Here is a 23509-nt window from a genome sequence, read left to right on the forward strand (position 1 = left end):
CGCTTGCCTATGGCCTGGCCTGATGCCCTTCGATTCACGCGACGAACGTTGCTGGTGCCCGCCGCAGTCGCGGCCCATAGTCAGGCCAAAGCCCTAATAAAGAGACTGGCCATGACCAAGACTCTCCACCACCGTGCCTGCCATCTGTGCGAAGCCATCTGTGGCCTGACCCTGGAAACCACCCAAGCCGAAGACGGCAGCCTGGCGATCACGTCGATCAAGGGCGACCCACTGGACACCTTCAGTCGCGGGCATATCTGCCCCAAGGCAGTGGCGCTGCAGGATATCCAGAATGACCCGGACCGCCTGCACCAACCCATGTTGCGGGTGGGTAGCGAATGGCAACCGATTGCGTGGGAAGACGCCTTCGCGCTGGTGGCCGAAAAACTGGCGGGCATCCAGGCTCGCTACGGACAGAATTCAGTGGCGGTGTACCAGGGCAATCCCAGCGTGCATAACTACGGGCTGATGACCCACAGCAATTACTTCCTTGGCCTGCTCAAAACACGCAACCGGTTTTCCGCGACGTCGGTCGACCAGTTGCCTCATCACCTCAGCAGCCACCTGATGTACGGCCATGGCCTGTTGTTGCCGATTCCGGATATTGACCACACCGACTTCATGCTGATCCTCGGCGGCAACCCGCTGGCGTCCAACGGCAGCATCATGACCGTGCCCGACGTGGAGAAGCGCCTCAAGGCCATCCAGGCCCGGGGCGGCAAAGTGGTGGTGGTCGACCCGCGGCGCAGCGAGACGGCGGCGATTGCCGATCAGCACCTGTTTGTACGGCCCGGTGGCGACGCCGCGTTGCTGTTCGGACTGCTCAACACGTTGTTTGCCGAAAACCTGACCCGTGCCAGTCACTTGCCAGTCGACGGCCTGGACGACGTGCGCCGCGCAATCGCCGGGTTTACCGCCGAGGCCATGAGCCGCCAGTGCGCGCTGCCTGCCGAGCAGATCCGCCAGCTGGCGCGGGATTTTGCCGCGGCGGACAGGGCCGTGTGTTACGGGCGCATGGGCGTTTCGACCCAGGCATTCGGCACGCTGTGCCATTGGCTGGTGCAATTGATCAATCTGGTCACCGGTAACCTGGATCGTCCAGGCGGCGCCTTGTGTACCACGCCAGCGGTGGACCTGGTGGCCTCCACCTCCGGCGGGCATTTCAATCGGTGGCAGAGCCGTGTGTCGGGGCGTCCGGAGTACGGTGGTGAGTTGCCGGTGTCGGCGTTGGCGGAAGAAATGCTCACCGAAGGTGAAGGACAGATCCGCGCCCTGGTCACCGTGGCCGGCAATCCGGTGCTATCGACGCCGAATGGTCGCCAGTTGGAGCAGGCCCTGGATGGGCTGGAATTCATGGTCAGCGTCGATCTCTACATCAACGAGACGACGCGTTATGCCGACCTGATCCTGCCGTCCACCTCGGCGCTGGAAAACGATCACTACGACACCACCTTCAATATGTTCGCGGTGCGCAATGTCAGCCGTTTCAATCGTGCGATCCTGCCCAAGCCTGACGGCGCGCTGCACGACTGGGAGATCTTCGTCGGCCTGGCCAAGGCGTTTGCCGCGCACACCGGGGTTGCGCTCAAGCCGACCCTGCCACCGGCGCAGATGATCGACTTCGGCCTGCGCGCCGGCGTGTATGGCGATGCTTCCAGCCACCAATTGTCGGTGGCAATGCTCGCCGAACACCCCCACGGCGTGGACCTGGGGCCCCTGACGCCCAATCTCGCCGCGCGCCTGAAAACCGCGAATGGCCGGGTACAGGCCGCGCCGGCCGTGATTCTGGCGGACCTCGCGCGCTTCGCGGCGCAACCGCTGCCACCGGCGGATGAATTGCTGTTGATCGGCCGCCGCCATGTGCGCAGCAACAATTCCTGGATGCATAACTATCACCGCCTGGTGAAGGGCAAGCCCCGGCACCAACTGCTCATGCATCCGGAGGATCTGGCCCGCCGCCAATTGAGTGACGGGCAGCGGGTGAAGGTCAGTTCGCGCATCGGCATGATCGAGGTCGAGGTCGCGGCCAGCCTGGACATGATGCCTGGCGTGGTCAGCCTGCCGCATGGTTGGGGCCACGGGCGTCCGGGCGTGCAGATGACGATCGCCAGCCGTCAACCGGGTGCCAGCGCGAACGACCTGACCGACGAGCGGCAGTTGGATGAATTATCGGGCAATGCCGCGCTGAACGGCGTGCCGGTCCACGTAGCTGCGGCATAAGGTCTCCGAGCACCACGCTGGGATTTTGCGTTACAATGCGCCACCGTGCCGACCTGTGAGTCGCAAAGTTCCAGCCGAGGTGTTCCATGGATATCATCGAAACGATCAAAGAGCAGATTGCCAACAACACCATTCTGCTTTACATGAAGGGCTCTCCCAATGCCCCGCAGTGCGGCTTCTCCGCGAAAGCGTCCCAAGCCATCATGAAATGTGGCGAGAAATTCGCTTATGTGGATATCCTTCAAAACCCGGAAATTCGCGCGAACCTGCCGAAGTACGCTAACTGGCCGACTTTCCCGCAACTGTGGGTAGCCGGTGAGCTGGTCGGCGGCAGCGACATCATCAGTGAAATGTTCGAGAACGGTGAGTTGCAGACGTTGGTCAAAGACGCAGCGGCAAAAGCGGCAGCCCAGACTGAAGCTTGATTGGCCTGCAACAAAAAGCCCCGCTTCTCATACGAGAGCGGGGCTTTTTTGTGCTTCATCTGTAGGAGCGAGCTTGCTCGCGAAGAACGTCAACGATAACGCGGGCCCCCTGATGGAATGCGGGGCCCTTGAGTTTTTCGCGAGCAAACTCGCGCCTACCGTGAATAAGGGTTATTCACCCATCTGCGATTGCAGGTAGTTCTCCAGGCTGACCTTGTCGATCAGGCCCAGTTGGGTTTCCAGCCAGTCGATATGTTCTTCCTGGTCTTCCAGGATATCTTCCAGCAGTTCGCGGCTGCCGAAGTCCTTGGTCACTTCGCAGTGAGCGATGGCGGCCTTGAGCTCGCTGTGGCTCTTGCGTTCGAAGCCCAGGTCGCTGCTGATCATTTCGTGGGTGTGCTCGCCGATGTTCAGCTTGCCCAGGTCCTGTACGTTCGGCAGGCCTTCCAGGAACAGGATGCGCTTGATCAGGGCATCGGCGTCCTTCATGGCTTTGATCGATTCCTTGTACTCACGCTTGCCCAGCTTTTCCAGGCCCCAATCGTCATACATGCGCGCATGCAGAAAGTACTGATTGATCGCGACCAGTTCATTGCCAAGGATTTTGTTGAGTTGCTGGATGACTGAGATGTCGCCTTTCATGATTGGGGTCCTGCCCTTTATTCGCGGTATATAAGCAGGAGTCTGCGTGGCGAGCCCCTGAGTGTCAAACCTAAGTTATTGAATAATAAATGAAAATTAATCTGAATAAGAATGTTTATGTTCCGCGTCTTGGCCCTAACTAATTGAATTGCGGGCATAAAAAAGCCGGACACTAAGTCCGGCTCTTTAAAATACGTTGATTCAGGCGTGTGTAAATTCTGCTGAATAGGGCAGCGCGACCTGGGCTGTTTGCAGCTGCGTCAGGGTTTCCCGTACCACTTGCTTGGCGAGGCAAGCACATTTGCCACATTGGCTGGCAACGCCGGTCGTTTCACGCACTTCCTTGTAGCTGCAGCAACCTTCGTAGATTGCTTCGCGGATTTGTCCGTCGGTGACGCCAGTGCAGAGGCAGACATACATAAGGGAGAACCATCGCGGGTTTAAGGCTTAAGTGCGATGGATCTTAATGTTAACGAGAATGATTGTCAAAGTAGTTTTGCCGTGCTGGGCCGCGACTTTGCCTGTGCGCTGACGAACGGTTTTTTCAGTGTATGATGGTCGGTCTTCACGAAGCGTGACTGCGTCACAGGCTTGTCGCTTATGCGCGGCAGACTCAAGGCCGGTCCTTTTACTTCAATCGTCACCCCTGCATCAGGAGATATCCAATGAGCGTACTCGTCGGCAAACAAGCCCCGGATTTCGACGTACCTGCCGTTCTCGGCACTGGCGAAATCGTTGACAGCTTCAAGCTGTCTGAAGCCATCAAAGGCAAATACGGCCTGGTGTTCTTCTACCCGCTGGACTTCACTTTCGTCTGCCCTTCGGAGCTGATCGCTCTGGACCACCGCATGGACGATTTCAAGGCGCGTAACGTTGAAGTGGTCGCGGTTTCCATCGACTCCCATTTCACCCACAACGCCTGGCGCAACACTGCCATCAACGATGGCGGCATCGGCAAAGTCAAATACACCATGGCTGCCGACATGAAGCACGACATCGCCAAGGCCTACGACGTTGAGTCCGAAGGCGGCGTGGCGTTCCGTGGCGCGTTCCTGATCGATGACAAGGGCGTTGTGCGCTCGCAGATCATCAACGACCTGCCGCTGGGCCGTAACATGGAAGAGCTGATCCGTCTGGTCGACGCGCTGCAATTCCACGAAGAGCACGGCGAAGTCTGCCCTGCCAACTGGAAAAAAGGCGACAAAGGCATGAACGCTTCGCCAGAAGGCGTTGCAGCCTACCTGACCGAGAACGCCGGCAAGCTGTAAGCCACGTTTGCGGTAAAAAAACCGGCCTGAGAAGGCCGGTTTTTTATGCGCGGGATTCCACTTCAGTCGTTGAAGTCTTCCCAGCCGCCCATCTGTTTCCAACGGTTGACGATGCCGCAGAACAGCTCGGCGGTCTTTTCGGTGTCATAGCGCGCCGAGTGGGCTTCGCGACCGTCAAAGTCGATACCGGCGGCCTGGCAGGCTTTGGCCAATACGGTCTGGCCATAAGCCAGGCCGGCGAGCGTAGCGGTGTCGAAGCTGGAGAACGGGTGGAACGGGTTGCGCTTCATGTCCAGCCGCGCCACGGCGGCATTCAGGAAGCCCAGGTCGAAGCTGCTGTTGTGCCCCACCAGGATCGCGCGTTTGCAGCCATTGGCCTTCAACGCCTTGCGCACGCCACGGAAGATATCGGTCAGCGCAGCTTCTTCACTCACCGCCATGCGCAGTGGGTGATCGAGCTTGATCCCGGTGAATTCCAGGGCCGCGGCTTCGATATTGGCGCCTTCGAACGGCTCGACGCGGAAGAAGTGGGTGTGTTCCGCGAACACAAAACCCTGTTCGTCCATGCCGATGGTGGTCGCGGCGATTTCCAGCAGCGCGTCGGTGGCGCAGTTGAAGCCACCGGTTTCTACGTCGATGACGACCGGCAGATAGCCGCGAAACCGCTCGGCCATCGGGTGACGGGAACCGCCACCGCTGTGCTCGTGTTCGTCATCGTAATGGTCTTCACTCACTTGCTTTCCTCCAGCAGGCGCCAGCGCAGTGTTTCACCGGCGCGCAGCGGGATAACAGTCAGCTCGCCAAACGGCAGGCTGACGGGGGCAGTCCAGTCTTCACGGACCAGGGTGATGCGGTCGGTATTCGCCGGCAGCCCGTAGAAACGCGGGCCGTTGAGGCTGGCGAAGCCTTCGAGTTTGTCCAGGGCGTTGCGTTGGTCGAACGCTTCGGCGTACAGCTCGATCGCCGCATAGGCGGTGTAGCAACCGGCACAACCGCAGGCCGCTTCCTTGGCATGCTGGGCGTGGGGCGCCGAGTCGGTGCCGAGGAAGAACTTCGGGTTGCCGCTGGTCGCAGCGTCCAGCAGGGCCACCTGATGGGTGTTGCGCTTGAGAATCGGCAGGCAATAGAAGTGCGGCCGAATCCCGCCCACCAGCATGTGGTTGCGGTTGTAGAGCAGGTGATGGGCGGTGATGGTCGCGCCAACGTTGGCCGAGGCCTCGGTGACGAACTGCACCGCATCGGCCGTGGTGATGTGTTCGAACACCACCTTGAGGGTCGGAAACAGCTCGACCACCCGGCGCATATGCTCGTCGATGAAGATCTTCTCGCGATCGAACACGTCGACATCGCCGCGGGTGACTTCACCGTGGATCAACAGCGGCATGCCGACTTCGGCCATCGCTTCGATCGCTGGCAGGATCTTGTCGATGCTGGTCACGCCGGAGTCGGAGTTGGTGGTTGCGCCCGCCGGATACAGCTTGGCGGCGTGTACGAAACCGCTGGCCTTGGCCTCGCGGATTTCGTCGGGCTGGGTGCGGTCGGTCAGGTAGAGCACCATCAGCGGTTCGAAGCGGCTGCCGGCCGGCCGTACAGCGAGGATGCGCTGGCGATAGGCGTCGGCCTGCGCGGCATTACGCACCGGAGGTACCAGGTTAGGCATGATGATGGCGCGGCCAAACGTGCGCGCAACATCGGCCACGGTGTGGGGCAACGCAGCACCATCGCGAAGATGAATATGCCAGTCGTCGGGACGCAGCAGGGTCAGGCGGTCGGACATTGGGGATTCCAGGCGGGTCAATCTGGTGGGAATGCTACCGGAAAAGACTCTTGCAGGCACTCGCTATCAAGTTTTGCAGGATGCATCCGATAGCCTTTGGTATGCCTTAACGATGTATGACGCTTTGAAGTGTTGTAGAAACCAGTGGAGCCTCCCGTGCGCCAGCATTATCTAGCCCTGCTCAGTGTGTTCGCCAGCCTGCCTGCGATGGCCCTCACGTTCCAGACACGTCTGGAGAATATTGAGTGGAAGGTGGAGGGCGACAAATTCGAGTGCCGCTTGACCCAGCCGATCACCGATTTCGGCTCGGGTGAGTTCGTGCGCCGGGCCGGCGAGCAGGCGACATTCCGTCTGAAAGCCTTTAACGGCTTGCTCGGCGCAGGATCGGCGACCCTGCTGGCGGCGGCTGCGCCATGGCAACCGGGCCGCGGCGATATCAACCTCGGCGCCGTGCGTGCCGGCAGTGGCGAGGTCTTGTTCAACAGTTCCCAGGCCCAGGCCGGGCGCCTGTTCAATGGCCTGCTCGAGGGGCGCAGCCCGACCGTGCGGCATTACGGGCGTGAAGGCGGCTATTCGGAAATTCGTCTGTTGCCGGTGAAATTCAACAAAGCCTACAACGACTATCAACTGTGTACCGCCAAGCTGCTGCCGATGAATTACGATCAGGTCAAGCAGACCGAAGTCGGCTTCCCCGGTGGCGGTATCGAGCTGGACGCAGCGGCCAAGCGCAAGCTGGCGGTGATCGTCGAATTCATGAAGGCCGATCCGACGGTCAACCATATCGAATTGAACGGTCACTCCGACAACAGCGGCAATCGCCTGACCAATCGCGATGTCTCGCGCCGTCGCGCATTGGCGGTGATGGACTACTTCAAGGCCAACGGGGTGCCGGAATCGCAGATCACCATGCGTTTCCACGGCGAAAGCTACCCCTTGGCGCCCAATACCAATGCCGCCAACCGCGCGCGCAATCGGCGCGTCAATATCCAGCTCGAACGCGTGGCCGCCCCCGAGAAACCGGCGGCGCAAGCCAAGGGCCCGAGCAACCCCGCCGCTACGTCATAAGGTGCGACCATTGGTCGCCCGCTCGACATAATCTGTCGCTTTATCTTCATTTGCTGTCGCGCCCCTGTAATTTCGCGGTTTTGATCGGTAGAATCGTTGCCTTTCCGTAAAACCCCGTGGAGTGATGGCATGGCCGACGTAAACAAGGTCGTTCTCGCGTATTCCGGCGGCCTGGACACTTCGGTGATCCTCAAGTGGCTGCAGGATACTTATAACTGTGAAGTGGTGACCTTCACCGCTGACCTGGGTCAGGGCGAAGAGGTCGAACCTGCACGCGCCAAGGCGCAAGCCATGGGCGTCAAAGAGATCTACATTGACGACCTGCGCGAAGAGTTCGTCCGCGATTTCGTTTTCCCGATGTTTCGCGCCAACACCGTCTACGAAGGCGAGTACCTGCTGGGTACCTCCATCGCACGTCCGCTGATCGCCAAGCGCCTGATCGAAATCGCCAACGAAACCGGCGCTGACGCCATTTCCCATGGCGCCACCGGCAAAGGCAACGACCAGGTGCGTTTCGAACTGGGCGCCTATGCCCTCAAGCCGGGCGTGAAAGTGATTGCCCCTTGGCGTGAATGGGACTTGCTGTCCCGTGAAAAGCTGATGGATTACGCTGAAAAGCATGGCATCCCGATCGAGCGTCACGGCAAGAAGAAGTCCCCGTACTCAATGGACGCCAACCTGCTGCACATCTCCTATGAAGGCGGCGTGCTGGAAGACACCTGGACTGAGCACGAAGAAGACATGTGGCGTTGGACCGTCTCTCCGGAGAACGCTCCTGACAAGCCGCAGTACCTGGAACTGACCTACCGCAACGGCGACATCGTCGCGCTGGACGGCGTCGAGATGACCCCGGCCACCGTACTGGCGACCCTGAACCGTATCGGCGGCGAACACGGTATCGGCCGTCTCGACATCGTCGAGAACCGTTACGTGGGCATGAAGTCCCGTGGCTGCTACGAAACCCCAGGCGGCACCATCATGCTGCGCGCCCACCGCGCGATCGAGTCGATCACCCTGGACCGCGAAGTGGCTCACCTCAAAGACGAGTTGATGCCCAAGTACGCTAGCCTGATCTACACCGGCTACTGGTGGAGCCCTGAGCGTCTGATGCTGCAACAGATGATCGACGCTTCCCAGGCTCACGTGAACGGCGTTGTGCGCCTGAAGCTGTACAAGGGCAACGTGATCGTCACCGGTCGCAAGTCCGATGAGTCGCTGTTCGACGCCAACATCGCCACCTTCGAAGAAGATGGCGGCGCCTACAACCAGGCGGACGCAGCAGGCTTCATCAAGTTGAATGCACTGCGCATGCGTATTGCGGCCAACAAGGGTCGCAAGTTGTTCTGAGTGTTCCCGTCGAAATGAAAAGTGGCCCCTTGTTCAGGGGCCATTTTTTTTTGCCTGTAAAAAAGGCGCGGCGATCCTGATGTTTAAAGTTGTTTAGGTTTGTTTAAAGTCTATCGAGGTTCGTCGTTTCAGAAAGTTTGATGCCTGGCCCGCCGAGGAATGAATTATTTACACCTGAGTAGGAACTATGTCTTACAGAAAATTCACTCACAAAAGTGCGGCGTAGATGTAAGTCGCGGAAAGTTCTGTAGGAAATTTATGGTGTAAATAAATATGTTGAATGGAACTGAAATCATCAGGCTTTTTTTACCTGTCGGCCCATGCGGTCGCGACATGCAAGGGGCATTTCCTGAAACGGGTGTGCGCTGCGTTTACGGTTGCCCCCCTATTCACCGGATATTTCTCTCAAAATATGTGCGAGCCCGGAAAGGTCTGAAAGGCTCCATAAAACTCGAAACATCTGAGTTGGTGTTTTTTTGTAGGTTAATTCCTATCTCGTTGTGGGTTGGGTCTCTGCTTGCTGTTGCTTGGGGTGGAACGCTATGCCAACTAGGAAACGACTAGGCTATTGTGCTTGCTCTGAATAATTCGAACAGCGAAATTGGACTTTCTCATGAATAAAGTGCTGATCGTGGATGATCATCCCGTCATTCGTCTTGCTGTGCGCATGCTAATGGAGCGTCATGGTTATGAGGTCGTTGCCGAGACCGATAACGGTGTCGATGCGTTGCAACTTGCACGGGAACATATGCCGGACATTGTCATACTGGATATTGGAATTCCCAAACTCGATGGCCTGGAAGTTATCTGCCGGCTGTCGTCCACCAAACAGGCCACACCGTTCAAGGTGCTGGTCCTGACTTCCCAGGCGCCGGGCCATTTCTCCATGCGCTGCATGCAGGCGGGGGCGGCCGGGTACGTGTGCAAGCAGCAGGACCTGACGGAATTGCTGAGTGCCATCAAGGCGGTGCTGTCCGGCTACAGCTACTTTCCCAACCAGGCGCTGAATTCGGTGCGTTCCACCATGGGCAACGCCAGCGAGGCCGACATGGTCGAGCGCCTTTCGGGACGCGAGATGATGGTGTTGCAGCAACTGGCGCGCGGCAAAACCAACAAGGAGATCGCTGACGGTATGTTCCTCAGCAACAAAACCGTCAGCACCTATAAGACACGCTTGCTGCTCAAGCTCAATGCCCGCTCACTGGTCGATCTGATCGAGTTGGCTCAACGCAATGGCCTGGTCTAGAGGAGGGCGCCACCCCATGGCTGGATAGCCAGGCGAATCGGCAGAAAAAAGCCTCCGTGAGGGAGGCTTCCGGCCGTTCTCGGCTGATCAGAGGTCGAAATCGTAATCGGCCAGCTGTTTTTGCAAGCGTCGCTCTTCCAGAAGGTTGTCGATGGTGCGGCGTTTGCTTAGATTGGTCTTGGCCACCTCTACAGGTGCTTCCTGCCCATCGTCATCCGACTCGACAAGGTCATCGTCCACTTCCAGTTGTTCTTTGCCAGTGCTCATAACGTTAACTCCGGGCTAAGACTGCCGTTGGCGCTCCTTATAACGATATTCCATGAGCGGGTAAAAAAGATTTTTTCAATCGATAGACCGAAAAAACCTATGATCCCTCAATCGTCCGAGGTCTTGTCCTTGTATTCGCACAGGTCTTCGATGCGACAGCTGCCGCAGCGCGGCTTGCGGGCCTGGCAAACGTAGCGCCCGTGAAGGATCAGCCAGTGGTGCGAATCGAGCAGATACGGCTTGGGGACAAACTTCATCAGTTGTTTTTCCACTTCCACCACATTCTTGCCGCGGGCAATGCCGGTGCGGTTGCTCACCCGGAAAATGTGGGTGTCCACGGCCATGGTCAGTTGCCGGAACGCCGTATTGAGCACAACGTTTGCCGTTTTGCGGCCCACGCCCGGCAAAGCCTCCAGCGCTTCGCGGGTTTGCGGCACTTCACCGCCATGCCGCTCCACCAGTAGGCGGCAGGTCTCGATGACATTTTTCGCCTTGCTGTTGTACAAGCCGATGGTCTTGATGTATTCGGACAAACCTTCCACGCCCAAGGCATGGATCGCTGCCGGCGTGTTCGCCACGGGATACAGTTTGGCCGTGGCCTTGTTGACGCCGACGTCTGTGGATTGGGCCGAGAGAATCACCGCAATCAGCAACTCAAACGGCGTGGAGTAGGCCAGTTCGGTTTTGGGTTCCGGATTGTCTTCGTGGAGCCTGCGGAAAATTTCCAGGCGTTTTGCGGCGTTCATGGGGCAGGCGATTCCTTGCTGGCGGTCAGCGTGATTGTGAAAAATGGGCCCAGGCTTGCAACCCAGCGAGCAATAACCCGAGCAGGATAAACCCGGCCGGCATCAATGTGGTGGCGGCACTGGCGCGTAACAACCCCATGACGAGCATGAGCGCGGCGAACAGGCCGACCAACCGTAGCTGCGCCTTGCACTGGCCCGCCTCAAAGAAACCATGGTGTTCCAGGACAACGCATTGCACGCTGATCAGCGCGAGGTAGATGCCCAACTGCTGATACAGCGGCAGCGCAAATGCCTGCAACAGTAGCTGCACACAACTGACCAGTGTCGCGGCGACCATCAAGCTGGCACCCAGCCGCAGGGACGCGCTCAGGCGCGAGCGCACCGCGCGCATGACCAGGCCGTAGAGCGTCACGGTCAGTGCCGACAACGCCAGGAAACTCAGGGCTTTGGGCAGGGTGTCAGTCACCACGAGCAACGGTGCGAGCATCGCTGCATTGGCCAGGCCAACGGCTCTAGTCATGGGCGTGGCTCCAGCAGGGATGAGCGGTGCTCGTCGAAATAGAGCAAAGCGTCATGGGTGGCGCTGATCACCGCTCGAGAGGTGAGGGTGGCACCGGCTATTTGATCGACGGTCGAGTCTTGCATGTCCGTGCGCGAACGCCCCTTGAATGAAGCCAGCCAAGGGTTGCCGGGCTGGCTGATAAGCCCGCCCAGGCTTGGGGTTTCCGATTGCGCCAGGGTCTTGATGCCCAGCAGCTTGCCGTCGCGGTCAATGGCGATCAGCAGTTCGATCGGGCCGGCATAGCCGCTGGTGCTCAACCGCAGCAGCACCGCGCTGGGTTGGCCCGACAGGCTCACCCGATAGCCACCCAGCAGTTGGCTCTCCTCCAGCGGCTGCACAGCGATCGGCAGCGGTTGCTCCAGCGGCTGATTGTCATAACGGTCGGCGGGTAGCAGGTCGAGCAGCGCCCGGCGCTGCAGGGCCAGGGCCTGGCGCGCGGCGTGATCGGCAGTCAGGTGCTGAAGGGTCAGGATCAGCGTGCCGCCGCCGATAGCGATCAGCAACGCCAGCAGTACGCCTCTGCGCGACTTCATAGGCTGACCGCCGGCTGTTTCGCGGCCACCAGGCGTTCCAGCGCCGGCACGGCCAGGTTCATCAGCAGCACCGCAAAGGCTACACCGTCCGGGTAACCGCCCCACGTGCGAATCAGATACGTCAGCAGGCCAACGCCCGCCCCGAACAGCAGCCGGGCCCTGGGGCTTTTCGGGCCGGAGACCGGCTCGGTGACGATAAAAAATGCGCCGAGAAGCGTGGCGCCCGTCAGCAGATGAAACAGCGGCGAGCCGTGGGAGTCAGAGCCCGAGCCATTCCAGCACAGCAGGCTGATCACAAACAGGCTACCCAACATGCCCAAGGGCGCGTGCCAACTGAATACCCGCTGGCGCAACAGCCACAGCCCGCCGGCCAGAAACGCCAGGTTCACCCACTCGCTGCCCTTGCCGCCGACATGCCCGAATGCCGGGTTGCGCGCGAACAGTTCATCAATGGTCAGGCTTTTGTTCAGTCGCAGGGCGTCCAGTGCCGTGGCCTGGGCCCAGGCATCGGGCGCGTCGCGGTGCAGGCCGAATACCTGTTGTGCGCCGGCCAGCAGGTCCATGCCGTGGGTGGTCGGCCAGTGCGTCATGAGTTGCGGAAAGGCCACCAGCATCGACGCATACCCGACCATCGCCGGGTTGAAGGGGTTGCGCTGGCCGCCGTACAGGTGCTTGCCCAGCAGCAGCCCACTGGCCACGGCCGCCACGCACAGCCACCAGGGGCAATAGGGCGGCAGTGCCAGGGCGAGCAGGGTCGCGCTGACCAGGCTGCTCAGATCGCCGCCACGCGGCCCCCGCAGGCGCTGCACGCCCGCATCGACCAGCAGTGCGCAGCCCGTCGCCAGCAACAGATTGATCAACACGCCCCAACCGAACAGCCAGAACATTGCCAGCCCACCCGGCAGTGTCGCCAGCAACACCCGTTGCAGGGCCTGTTGAGGCTCAAGCGTGGCCATGGGCATCCACCTGGCGCTGTGCTGCGTCGAGATTGGCGTGTGCCTCGGCCAGTTGCTGTGGGTCGGCGTTCCGATCCTGGGCTTTCTTCAATTCGGCGCGCCGCATTGCCAGTTGGATCTTGGCGCGCTTGAGATCGGCGGTGTTGGCGGGGGCTGGCGTTGCAGGCGCGGGGTTCACCTCCAGAGCGGCCAATGCCTGCTCCGCGGCTTCGAACTGTTGTTGCAGCACGATCAGTTGCGACTGCTGTTCAAAGGTGGGCGGATGCCCGAATGCCTTCAAGGATTTATGCAACTGCGCACGGCTCATCGCCACGTTGATCTTGGCTTTCTTGATCGCGGCGTCCTGGGCTGCCTGCGCCGCGTCGATCGGCACGGCGGCCAACGGCGCGGCCCGCTTGGCGCGGGCCAGGCGTTCGGCCTGCTTGTGTTCTTCTTCCCGTTGCAGGCGCGCGTTGCGTTGCTCAAAGCGTCGTCGTGCGCGGTCTCGCTTCAAGCCGCGCGCGCGGCGCTCGTGGTCGTTGGTCGCCAGGCCGCCGACAATCGGCAGTACCGCCACTAGCGGGCGCATCTCGATGCAATCGACCGGGCAGGGCGCGACGCATAGGTCGCAACCGGTGCATTCGTCGATGATCACGGTGTGCATCCATTTGGCCGCGCCGACAATCGCATCCACCGGGCAGGCCTGGATACATTTGGTACAGCCGATGCATTCGGCCTCACGGATGTAGGCAATCTGTGGTGGCGCTTCGCCGCGGCTGGTGTCCAGTGCCAGTACCGGCACGTTCAGCAACTGCGCGAGCGCGCCGATCGTTTCCTGCCCGCCGGGCGGGCATTTATTGATGGCTTCGCCTTGGGCGATCCCTTCGGCGTAGGGCTTGCAGCCCGGGTGCCCGCACTTGCCGCATTGGGTTTGCGGGAGCAGCGCGTCGATACGTTGAATCAGGCTCATGCTTTGATCATTGCGTTGAAACCCAGAAAAGCCACCGCCATCAGCCCGGCGCTGATCAGTTCGACCGGCAGGCCGCGGAAGGGCAGCGGGATGTCGTTGTCGGCGATGCGCTGGCGCAAGTCGCTGAACAGGCTCAGCACCAGCCAGAAGCCGAGCCCGGCGCCCACGCTCAGTGCCGCCATGTGCGCCAGCCCCTCATCGTCTTCAATGCCCAGCAACACCACGCCCAGTACCCCGGCGTTGCCCAGCAGCAGCGGCCATAACCCTTCCGTCGGCAGCGTCGGGCGCAGGCGCGTGAGCGCGCCGAGCACGGGGCGGATCAGCAGCGCGGTCAGCGGTAAAAACACCCACAGCCGCAGGGCAGTCAACCCCAACGGTTGCAGCACGTAGTGATCCAGCAAATAGGCGAGCACGCCGCTCACTGCCATCAACACGGTGGTGGCAATCCCCAATGCATGCACCCGCGAGCGTGAATGCGCGGCCAATATCGGCTCGACGGCCAACGGCATCTGCAACACGAGGTTGTTGATCAGGGCGGCGCTGACAAGGGTGAGGAGCATATCGGTCATGGGCATGCCGGTTAAGCGAACAGGGCCTGATTATCCGGCAAGCGAGAAGGGGGTACTAGCTGAAAAGCCCTGTCGCCGCGACGACAGGGCTGTTTTGCAGGGCTTACTTGATGCGTTGACCCGGCTTGGCGCCGCTGTCAGGGCTCAGCAGGTAGATTTCTTCGCCGCCGGGGCCGGCCGCCATCACCATGCCTTCGGAAATACCGAACTTCATTTTCCGCGGCTTGAGGTTGGCGATCATCATGGTCAGGCGACCATTGAGCTTGGACGGGTCCGGATAAGCGCTCTTGATCCCGGAGAACACGTTGCGTTGCTCGTCGCCGATATCGAGGGTCAGGCGTAGCAGCTTGTCGGCACCTTCCACGGCTTCGGCCTTGAGAATCAGCGCAACCCGCAGGTCAACGGCGGCAAAGGCGTCGAACTCGATCTCCGGGGACAGCGGGTCCTTGACCAGTTCACCGTTGCCAGCCGGGTTCGATTCGCCGGTGTCGGTCGGGCTGGCGACCAGGTCTTCTTTCGACGCGTCGCTCATGGCCTGGACTTTTACCGGGTCGATACGGGTCATCAATGGTTTGAACTCGTTCAATTGATGGTTGCTGAGCAAGCTGGCGTGGTCGTTCCAGGTCAGCGGCGCGACGTTGAGGAACGCCTCGGCATCCGCGGCCAGCAACGGCAGCACCGGCTTGAGGAAGATCACCAACTGGCGGAACAGGTTGACGCCGGTGGCGCAGATGGCCTGGACTTCCGCCTGCTTGCCTTCCTGCTTGTTCAGCGACCACGGTGCCTTGTCGGCGATCCACGCGTTGGCGCGGTCGGCCAGGCCCATGATCTCGCGCATGGCGCGGGCAAAGTCGCGGGCTTCATAGGCATCGGCGATGCTTGGCGCGGCGGCCAGGAACGCGTCGGTCAGTTCCGGCGCGGCATTCTCGGCCACCAGCACACCGGCATTGCCCTTGTGGATGAAACCGGCGCAACGGCTGGCGATGTTGACGACTTTGCCGACGAGGTCCGAGTTGACCTTCTGTACGAAGTCTTCCAGGTTCAGGTCGAGGTCGTCGACGCCACGGCCCAGCTTGGACGCGTAGTAGTAGCGCAGGTATTCCGGCGACAGGTGATCCAGGTAGGTGCGCGCCTTGATAAAGGTGCCACGGGACTTGGACATCTTCTGGCCGTTGACGGTCAGGTAGCCGTGTACGTTGATGCCGGTCGGCTTGCGGTAGCCCGCACCTTCGAGCATCGCCGGCCAGAACAGGGCGTGGAAGTTGACGATGTCCTTGCCGATGAAATGGTACAGCTCGGCGGTGGAGTCCTTGCCCCAGAACGCATCGAAGTCCAGCTCCGGCGTGCGCTTGCACAGGTTCTTGAAGCTGGCCATGTAGCCGATCGGGGCGTCCAGCCACACGTAGAAATACTTGCCCGGCTCGCCCGGGATCTCAAAGCCGAAGTACGGCGCATCGCGGGAAATGTCCCACTGTTGCAGCCCGGCATCCAGCCATTCGGCGATCTTGTTGGCGACGGCGTCCTGCAGGGTGCCGCTGCGCGTCCAGGTTTGCAGCATCTGCTGGAAATCCGGGAGCTTGAAGAAGAAGTGCTGGGAATCCTTGAGCACCGGGGTGGCGCCGGAGATCGCCGACTTGGGGTTCTTCAGGTCGGTGGGGGCGTAGGTGGCACCGCATTTTTCGCAGTTGTCGCCGTACTGGTCCTCGGTGCCGCATTTCGGGCAGGTGCCCTTGATGAAGCGGTCGGCCAGGAACATTTTCTTTTCCGGGTCGAAATACTGCGTGATCGAACGCGTGGCAATGTGCCCGGCGTCCTTCAACCGCAGGTAGATCTGGCTCGACAGCTCGCGGTTTTCGTCGGCGTGGGTCGAATGGAAGTTGTCGAAGTCGACCAGGAACTCGGCAAAGTCGGCGCTGTGTTCAGCCTGCACATTGGCGATCAGTTGTTCCGGGGTAATGCCTTCCTTTTCGGCGCGCAACATGATGGCCGAACCGTGGGCGTCGTCCGCGCAGACATAGATGCATTGATTGCCGCGATGCTTCTGGAAGCGCACCCACATGTCGGTCTGGATGTACTCAAGCATATGGCCAAGATGGATGGAACCATTGGCATAGGGCAGGGCGCTGGTGACGAGGATCTTGCGTGGCTCGGACATGGGGCTCGGCTACTCGATGAAACGGAGGTCGGCCACTATAAAGCGCCGGCAAATATATTTCACCCCGTGGCGCTGTTTCAGCATCTTCCCAACCTGCGAAAGCATGCCGTTAAGCTGCTGGAACGGTTAGGATAGCCGCCTGTTTCAGTCAGTCTTTTTCGGGAGTAGCCCATGAGCGCCGTTAATCGCGCAGCGGTGGAAGCCGTTCTTCGCCAGTACACCGACCCCTATTTGAACCAGGATCCGGTCAGTGCCGGTTGTGTCCGCGCCATCGAGATCCAGGGTGACCAGGTGTCGGTCCGGATGGAACTGGGCTATGCCGCCGGTCTGTTCAAGAGCGGCTGGGCGCAGATGCTGCAAATGGCCATCGAAGGCCTCGAGGGCGTGCGTTCCGCCAAGGTCGACATTCAGTGCGTGATCGCGCCGCACAAGGCCCAGGCGCAGATCCCCGGCCTGGCCAACGTGAAGAATGTGGTGGCCGTGGCCTCCGGCAAGGGCGGCGTGGGTAAATCCACCACGGCGGCCAACCTGGCGCTGGCGCTGGCGCGCGAAGGCGCCCGCGTGGGGATTCTCGACGCGGATATCTACGGCCCGAGCCAGGGCGTGATGTTCGGCATTGCCGAGGGCACCCGCCCGAAAATCAAGGACCAGAAGTGGTTCGTGCCCATCGAGTCGCTGGGCGTGGAAGTGATGTCCATGGCGTTCCTGACCGACGACAACACGCCGATGGTGTGGCGCGGGCCGATGGTTTCCGGCGCCTTGCTGCAACTGGTGACCCAGACCGCCTGGGGCGATTTGGACTACCTGGTGATCGACATGCCGCCAGGCACCGGCGACATCCAGCTGACCCTGGCGCAAAAAGTCCCGGTGGCCGGTGCGGTGATCGTGACCACGCCGCAGGACCTGGCGTTGCTGGACGCGAAGAAAGGCGTGGAAATGTTCCGCAAGGTCAACATCCCGGTGCTGGGCGTCGTGGAAAACATGGCGGTTCACATCTGCTCCAACTGTGGCCATGCCGAGCATTTGTTTGGTGAGGGGGGCGGCGAGAAGTTGGCGACCCAGTACGGCGTCGAACTGCTGGCCTCGCTGCCGCTGGCGATGGTGATTCGCGAACAGGCCGATGGTGGCAAACCGACAGTGGCAGCCGAGCCTGATGGCCAGATCGCCATGGTTTATCAGGAACTGGCGCGTCACGTGGGCGCGCGGATTGTCCTGCAAGAAGCGGCTTCACCGGCCATGCCGACGATTACAGTCAGCGACGACTGAGTCATTCGTAGGAAACAAGCCCCGCTATTGTCGGGGCTTTTTCTTGTCCGCCGAACGGCCAGGTATCGCTTGCCAGGCTCTTACGCAGTTGCTCGTGTAAGCATTTGCTTACTCTCGCGTAAGTGTTTGGTTTTTTTTGCGCTTCCGGAAATCTCAAATTGTCTGGCCATATTTCTAATCAATTGAAATATAACAATTATTTATTGGCTCGCGAGAGCGAAAGCTCGGCAGGCGACGGGTTGGGTTGCGTTGTACTTCCCTGGGAACTGGTTACTATCAGTCCTGTGTCCACGGATTGACACAGCCATCAAGGAACGATGGTTTGAAGGAACGTCGCAGGATGCGATTCATCAGGATGATGAAAAAGGAATACAGGGACTAGGGAAAAAATGTGGGCGGGTCATACCGCCCCTTTTTTCGCCTGCAGAAAAGTGAAATGCCTGCCCCTGAACGCAAAAAAGGCCCGCAAGGGGCCTTTTTTGTTGGGCTGCGGCGCTGTCAGCGCTCGAGATCCTTGATCTTGCCTTTTACGCCATCCCACTCTTCCGCATCCGGCAGCGACTCTTTCTTCTCCGTGATGTTCGGCCAGATTTCCGCCAGTTCGACGTTCAACTGGATAAATTCCTGCATATCTTCCGGGACCTCGTCCTCGGAGAAAATAGCGACGGCCGGGCATTCAGGTTCACACAGGGCGCAGTCAATGCACTCATCCGGGTGGATCACCAGGAAATTCGGGCCTTCGTAGAAGCAGTCCACCGGACAGACTTCTACGCAGTCGGTGTATTTGCACTTGATGCAGTTGTCGGTGACGACGAAGGTCATTTCTAATTTTCTCCTCAGGCGGCGGCAGCGAAACCCCTTATGGTGGGGCCCGCGAGGTTTGAGAGCGATAATCTGCGAGCCAGGCTAAAAGCCCGCAGCATCCCAAACCGCGCGAGATAATATCAGCTTGCAAGCGTCTGCGTTAGATCTGTGTCTTCAGTGTATAGAGCATTTCCAGCGCTTTTCGCGGTGTCAAGTCGTCCAGGTCAAGTTTTGCCAATTCATCCAGCACCGGATGGGGCAGGCTGGCGAACATATCGCTCTGGTGTGGCGCGTTGGATTTGCTGTTGCTCTTCTTCGGGCTGGCGACCACGGTGTCGTGGGGCAGGGCGGTGGCTTCCAGGCGGCTGAGGTGCTCGCGGGCGCGGGTGATCACGTCGTTCGGCACACCGGCCAACTGCGCCACGGCCAGGCCGTAACTCTGGCTGGCCGGCCCTGGCAGCACATGGTGCAGGAACACGATACGTTCGTTGTGCTCGGTGGCATTGAGATGCACGTTGGCCACCAGCGGCTCGCTTTCCGGCAGCACGGTCAGTTCGAAGTAGTGGGTGGCGAACAGCGTATAGGCGCGCAGGTGCGCCAGGCGCTCGGCCGCCGCCCAGGCCAGGGACAGGCCGTCGAACGTGCTGGTGCCGCGACCGACTTCGTCCATCAGCACCAGGCTGCGCTCGGTGGCGTTGTGCAGGATGTTCGCGGTTTCGCTCATCTCCACCATAAAGGTCGAGCGGCCGCCGGCGAGGTCATCGCTGGAACCGATCCGCGTGAAGATGCGGTCCACCAGGGACAGCTCGCAACTGGCCGCTGGCACAAAGCTGCCGATATGCGCGAGCAACACGATCAATGCGGTCTGGCGCATATAGGTGGATTTACCGCCCATATTCGGACCGGTGATCACCAGCATGCGGGTTTCGTCATCCAGCGACAGATCGTTAGCGACAAACGGCGTGGTCAATACCTGCTCCACCACCGGGTGGCGCCCCTGCACGATACGCATGCAGGGTTCGCTGACAAACCGCGGGCAGTTCAAGTCAAGGTTCAGCGCACGCTCGGCCAGGTTGCTCAGCACATCCAGCTCGGCCAGGGCGGCGGCGGTGTCTTGCAGCGGTGCGAGGCGGCTGATCAAGTCTTCGAGCAGTGCTTCATACAGCATCTTTTCTCGCGCCAAGGCACGGCTCTTGGCCGACAGCGCTTTATCTTCGAACGCTTTCAGCTCGGGGGTGATGAAGCGTTCGGCACCTTTAAGGGTTTGACGACGTTGATAGTCGATGGGCGCCTGCTCGGCCTGCTTGCTCGGCAACTCGATGAAGTAGCCATGCACACGGTTGTAGCCGACCTTCAGGTTGGCCAGGCCGGTGCGGGCTTTTTCGCGGGCTTCCAGGTCGATCAGGAACTGCCCGGCGTTTTCGCTCAGGGACTGCAGTTCATCCAGTTCGCTGTCGTAACCGGTCTTGAGCACGCCGCCGTCGCGGATGATCGCCGGCGGGTTGTCGATAATGGCTTTTTCCAGCAGGGCCGCGAGGTCCGGGTAGGTGCCGGTGGTGACGGCCAGCTGTTGCAGGTGCGGCGTGTCCAGTTCGGTCATCGCCGCTTGCAACTGCGGCAGGGCGCCGAGGGCATCGCGCAGGCGCGCCAGGTCGCGCGGGCGTGCGTTGCGCAGGCCGATCCGCGCGAGGATGCGCTCGATATCGCCGATTTCTTTCAACTGCGGCTGCAGCTTCTCGAAGCGATAGCCGTCGAGCAGGCAGGTAATCGACGTCTGCCGCGCTTGCAGCACCGTCAGGTCGCGCAGCGGACGGTTCAGCCAGCGCGTCAGCAAGCGGCTGCCCATGGCGGTCTGGCAACGGTCGACCACCGATTGCAGCGTGTTGTCGCGCCCGCCCGCCAGGTTGGTGTCCAGCTCCAGGTTGCGACGGCTGGCGCCGTCGAGTACCACGGTATCGTCCAGGCGCTCATGGCGCAGGCTGCGCAAGTGCGGCAGGGCGGTGCGCTGGGTTTCCTTGGCGTAGCTGAGCAAGCAACCGGCGGCGCCGATGGCCAGGGTCAGGGTTTCGCAACCGAAGCCCTTGAGGTCCTGCACGGCGAACTGCTGGCACAGACTTTTCAGCGCCGAATCACGCTCGAAATCCCACGGCGCGCGACGCTTGGTCCCACGACGACGTTCCGCCGGCAGGTCCTTTGGCCAATCATCCGGGATCATCAGCTCCACCGGATTGATACGCTCCAGCTCCGCCAGCAGGTTCTCCCAGCCTTTGGTCTCCATCACGCTGAAGTTGCCACTGGTGATATCCAGCACCGCCAGGCCGAACAAGCGCTCGTCGCCGAGCACCGCAGCGATCAGGTTATCGCGACGCTCATCGAGCAGCGCCTCATCACTCACCGTCCCCGGCGTAATAATACGCACCACCTGACGCTCAACCGGCCCTTTGCTGGTGGCCGGGTCGCCGATCTGCTCGCAGATCACCACCGACTCGCCCAGCTTCACCAGCTTGACGAGGTAGCCTTCCAACGAATGGTAAGGAATCCCACACATCGGAATCGACTGCCCCGCCGACTGCCCACGCGCGGTCAGGGTGATGTCCAGCAACTTGGCGGCTTTCTTCGCGTCTTCGTAGAAGATCTCGTAGAAATCGCCCATGCGATAGAACATCAACTGATCAGGGTGCTGGTTTTTCAGGCGCCAGTACTGCTGCATCATTGGGGTGTGGGAGGACAGATCGGAAGTGGTTTTACTCATCAGATAATTAGCGAATTCGTTAAAAGGAGTGGCAAAGGGGGCACTTGGCCCGGCTGATTTTGCGATGGCGGCAAGGTTAACACGCGAGGTCGACCCTTCGCAGGCCTGCTCAAAAGACACGGTAAGTGCATAAAAAATGCATGGTCAATGCAAATTAGCATTTGCCAAGCTTCAAATCTGTCGTCACTATCCGCTTTATGCAAAAACGCAACGTTTCTATCGTCTTAAGAGAACTGCTGGACCGCGACCGGATCTCCCCCACGGAGCTTCACCGGCGTACCGGCGTGCCTCAATCCACGCTGTCCCGGATCCTCAGCGGCAAGATCGTTGACCCTTCGGACAAGCACATTTCGCGCATTGCCGAGTACTTCCGCGTCAGCACCGACCAACTGCGCGGGCGCGCGGCGGTGGGCCTTTCTCGGGATGAAGGGCGCGACCCGATGCATTCGGAACTCAAGGACATAAGCCTGTGGGATGACGACACCCCCGTGAATGACGACGAGGTGTCGATCCCCTTTCTGCGTGAGGTTGAATTGGCTGCTGGATCAGGAAGATTCGTCATCGAGGAAAGCGAGAAGGCCAGCCTGCGGTTCGGCAAGCGCAGCCTGCGGCATAACGGTGTGCAGTTCGACCAGGCCAAGTGTGTGACGGTGCGCGGCAACAGCATGTTACCGGTGCTGCGTGATGGCGCGACGGTGGGGGTGAATGCGGGCAAGAGTGCGATTGGCGACATCGTCGATGGCGACTTGTACGCCATCAATCACAATGGTCAGTTGCGGGTCAAACAGCTCTATCGCCTGCCTTCCGGGATTCGCCTGCGCAGTTTCAACCGTGATGAGCACCCGGACGAAGACTACAGCTTCCAGGACATCCAGGATGAACAGATCAGCATCCTCGGTCATGTCTTCTGGTGGGGCATGTACGCCCGTTAACCTTTTTGCGTAAGACGAAGCCCGCCAATCAGCGGGCTTTTTTTCGTCTGTAGAAAGGCATCAAACCCTTTGTCAGCAAGGCTTCCAATGCATTAGTGCATTTGTTCGGCAAAAATAAATGCATTTGTGCATTGACTGTATATGCATACATGCATATTCTTTGTCTCAAGCCGGCCAACAAGGCTCGGTGGAGGTGGCAAGGATGCTGCCAGGAACGACAAGGAAGGCACGCAACATCGGCACGGACGCCATCGAAGCGATGGCAGGGATGCCAGGTAACACCGGCAAGGATGCCGACGCTCTTTAGTTTCACCGTTTTACAAGAACAGGCAGCGATGAACCGGCCTTGACGGTTCAGAGGGTTGGCAACTGACCCGGGTGTGCAGCGTAAAGCACCAGAAGCAGTTATCCGGCAGACAGGGATCGTGGTCGGAAAAACATTGAGGAAAGATCCGTACCGCGCCAGTAGCGCCGAAAGATCGAGTACCCAGCCTCACCCATACTGACCCTTTTGAAGGCGTCTTTTGTCGCCATGCGGCGTTGCCGCTCAACAACAGCCACTCCTCACAAGAGGATCGTATGGGTGAGGCTGGGCACAGGACCGCATTACTGAAAAGCCCGGGCAACCGGGCTTTTTGGAATGCCTACCTATAAATGGATTTACCCAAACGCCGGCATTTTTCCGGCATTGCTCAGCCAGGAGGCGTGACATGACAAACGAGCAGCAAGCGTTAGCGGAAATGCCTATCTGGCTGGTGATCGTACTGGCGCTGATCGGCGGAGTTTCTGGCGAAATGTGGCGAGCCGACAAGGAGGGCGCCCGTGGTTGGTCGCTGATCCGGCGCCTGGCACTGCGGTCTGGGGCGTGCATGGTCTGCGGGGTCTCGGCGTTGATGCTGTTGTACGCCGCCGGCATGTCGATCTGGACCGCCGGCGCCCTCGGCTGCCTGACAGCCATGGCCGGTGCAGACGTCGCCATTGGCCTTTATGAACGTTGGGCGGCCAAGCGCATTGGCGTCGACGAGGCC

22 protein-coding genes and 1 pseudogene are annotated in these 23509 nt (G+C 60.1%); 9 read left to right on the top strand and 14 right to left on the bottom strand.

Annotated features, from left to right (window positions below):
- The first annotated feature begins 111 nt into the window (after positions 1–111).
- Positions 112–2220: a molybdopterin oxidoreductase family protein gene (locus AC07W0_RS13040; protein WP_102617512.1), complete on the top strand. Its 2109-nt coding sequence runs from the start codon at positions 112–114 to the stop codon at positions 2218–2220.
- Positions 2221–2306: 86 nt separating this feature from the next.
- Positions 2307–2645, top strand: coding sequence for a Grx4 family monothiol glutaredoxin (gene grxD / locus AC07W0_RS13045; RefSeq protein WP_046384543.1), 339 nt, complete (start codon positions 2307–2309; stop codon positions 2643–2645).
- A gap of 171 nt (positions 2646–2816) precedes the next feature.
- On the opposite strand, the gene bfr is transcribed toward grxD, so the two are convergent.
- Together bfr and AC07W0_RS13055 are read right to left on the bottom strand one after the other, a co-directional pair.
- A complete protein-coding gene (gene bfr / locus AC07W0_RS13050; RefSeq protein ID WP_017844621.1) occupies positions 2817–3287 on the bottom strand; it encodes a bacterioferritin in 471 nt (156 codons plus the stop codon).
- Between the two features lie 201 nt (positions 3288–3488).
- On the bottom strand, positions 3489–3707 hold the full coding sequence (locus tag AC07W0_RS13055) for a bacterioferritin-associated ferredoxin (RefSeq protein ID WP_026139755.1): 219 nt from the start codon (positions 3705–3707) through the stop codon (positions 3489–3491).
- A gap of 245 nt (positions 3708–3952) precedes the next feature.
- Here AC07W0_RS13055 and AC07W0_RS13060 point away from each other — a divergent pair, with 245 nt between their 5' ends.
- The gene (locus tag AC07W0_RS13060) at positions 3953–4555 is read left to right on the top strand and encodes a peroxiredoxin (protein ID WP_017844622.1); all 603 of its coding nucleotides are present in this window, start codon (positions 3953–3955) and stop codon (positions 4553–4555) included.
- Positions 4556–4617: 62 nt separating this feature from the next.
- Here AC07W0_RS13060 and rnt read toward each other — a convergent pair whose 3' ends face one another.
- Positions 4618–5289, bottom strand: a complete 672-nt coding sequence (gene rnt / locus AC07W0_RS13065; protein WP_017844623.1) for a ribonuclease T — start codon at positions 5287–5289, stop codon at positions 4618–4620.
- Complete coding sequence (gene pyrC / locus AC07W0_RS13070; protein ID WP_017844624.1) at positions 5286–6332, bottom strand: dihydroorotase; 1047 nt, start codon at positions 6330–6332, stop codon at positions 5286–5288. The genes rnt and pyrC overlap by 4 nt, the downstream gene beginning before the upstream one ends.
- 156 nt (positions 6333–6488) lie before the next feature.
- On the opposite strand from pyrC, the gene AC07W0_RS13075 reads away from it, so the two are divergent.
- The 3 genes from AC07W0_RS13075 (at position 6489) to AC07W0_RS13085 (ending at position 9990) form a co-directional block, all read left to right on the top strand.
- Entirely contained in the window at positions 6489–7397 is a 909-nt protein-coding gene (locus tag AC07W0_RS13075; RefSeq protein ID WP_017844625.1) for a flagellar protein MotY, read from the top strand.
- Positions 7398–7526: 129 nt separating this feature from the next.
- The gene (locus tag AC07W0_RS13080) at positions 7527–8744 is read left to right on the top strand and encodes an argininosuccinate synthase (protein WP_017844626.1); all 1218 of its coding nucleotides are present in this window, start codon (positions 7527–7529) and stop codon (positions 8742–8744) included.
- A 613-nt stretch (positions 8745–9357) separates the two neighbouring features.
- Positions 9358–9990: a response regulator transcription factor gene (locus tag AC07W0_RS13085; protein WP_017844627.1), complete on the top strand. Its 633-nt coding sequence runs from the start codon at positions 9358–9360 to the stop codon at positions 9988–9990.
- 87 nt (positions 9991–10077) lie between these two features.
- Here AC07W0_RS13085 and AC07W0_RS13090 read toward each other — a convergent pair whose 3' ends face one another.
- From AC07W0_RS13090 to metG, 8 genes and pseudogenes are all read right to left on the bottom strand, one after another.
- Positions 10078–10257 carry a PA3496 family putative envelope integrity protein gene (locus AC07W0_RS13090; protein ID WP_017844628.1) on the bottom strand — a complete coding sequence of 60 codons (180 nt, stop codon included), beginning with the start codon at positions 10255–10257 and terminating at the stop codon, positions 10078–10080.
- A 107-nt stretch (positions 10258–10364) separates the two neighbouring features.
- Positions 10365–11003 (bottom strand): endonuclease III, encoded by a 639-nt coding sequence (nth, locus tag AC07W0_RS13095; RefSeq protein ID WP_046384541.1) that lies wholly within the window; start codon positions 11001–11003, stop codon positions 10365–10367.
- A gap of 25 nt (positions 11004–11028) precedes the next feature.
- Positions 11029–11523, bottom strand: coding sequence for an Rnf-Nqr domain containing protein (locus AC07W0_RS13100; RefSeq protein ID WP_102617511.1), 495 nt, complete (start codon positions 11521–11523; stop codon positions 11029–11031).
- Positions 11520–12098, bottom strand: coding sequence for an RnfABCDGE type electron transport complex subunit G (locus tag AC07W0_RS13105; RefSeq protein WP_102617510.1), 579 nt, complete (start codon positions 12096–12098; stop codon positions 11520–11522). The genes AC07W0_RS13100 and AC07W0_RS13105 overlap by 4 nt, the downstream gene beginning before the upstream one ends.
- Positions 12095–13054, bottom strand: a complete 960-nt coding sequence (locus tag AC07W0_RS13110) for an RnfABCDGE type electron transport complex subunit D (RefSeq protein WP_017844632.1) — start codon at positions 13052–13054, stop codon at positions 12095–12097. The genes AC07W0_RS13105 and AC07W0_RS13110 overlap by 4 nt, the downstream gene beginning before the upstream one ends.
- A 556-nt stretch (positions 13055–13610) precedes the next feature.
- A pseudogene (rsxB, locus tag AC07W0_RS13115) lies at positions 13611–13982 on the bottom strand (electron transport complex subunit RsxB); the annotation flags it as partial.
- Between the two features lie 17 nt (positions 13983–13999).
- Positions 14000–14572 carry an Rnf-Nqr domain containing protein gene (locus tag AC07W0_RS13120; protein ID WP_102617508.1) on the bottom strand — a complete coding sequence of 191 codons (573 nt, stop codon included), beginning with the start codon at positions 14570–14572 and terminating at the stop codon, positions 14000–14002.
- A 103-nt stretch (positions 14573–14675) separates the two neighbouring features.
- Complete coding sequence (metG, locus tag AC07W0_RS13125) at positions 14676–16727, bottom strand: methionine--tRNA ligase (protein WP_017844635.1); 2052 nt, start codon at positions 16725–16727, stop codon at positions 14676–14678.
- A 171-nt stretch (positions 16728–16898) separates the two neighbouring features.
- On the opposite strand from metG, the gene apbC reads away from it, so the two are divergent.
- Complete coding sequence (gene apbC, locus AC07W0_RS13130; protein ID WP_017844637.1) at positions 16899–17993, top strand: iron-sulfur cluster carrier protein ApbC; 1095 nt, start codon at positions 16899–16901, stop codon at positions 17991–17993.
- A gap of 498 nt (positions 17994–18491) precedes the next feature.
- Here apbC and fdxA read toward each other — a convergent pair whose 3' ends face one another.
- Positions 18492–18815, bottom strand: a complete 324-nt coding sequence (fdxA, locus tag AC07W0_RS13135; RefSeq protein WP_003222178.1) for a ferredoxin FdxA — start codon at positions 18813–18815, stop codon at positions 18492–18494.
- Between the two features lie 142 nt (positions 18816–18957).
- Positions 18958–21549 carry a DNA mismatch repair protein MutS gene (mutS, locus tag AC07W0_RS13140; RefSeq protein WP_026139756.1) on the bottom strand — a complete coding sequence of 864 codons (2592 nt, stop codon included), beginning with the start codon at positions 21547–21549 and terminating at the stop codon, positions 18958–18960.
- A 197-nt stretch (positions 21550–21746) separates the two neighbouring features.
- On the opposite strand from mutS, the gene AC07W0_RS13145 reads away from it, so the two are divergent.
- Complete coding sequence (locus AC07W0_RS13145; protein ID WP_102617507.1) at positions 21747–22481, top strand: LexA family transcriptional regulator; 735 nt, start codon at positions 21747–21749, stop codon at positions 22479–22481.
- Positions 22482–23191: 710 nt separating this feature from the next.
- The coding region (locus AC07W0_RS13150) for a phage holin family protein (protein ID WP_102617506.1) at positions 23192–23509 on the top strand (318 nt) is incomplete at its 3' end.

Source organism: Pseudomonas sp. GW704-F2, from assembly GCF_059423025.1.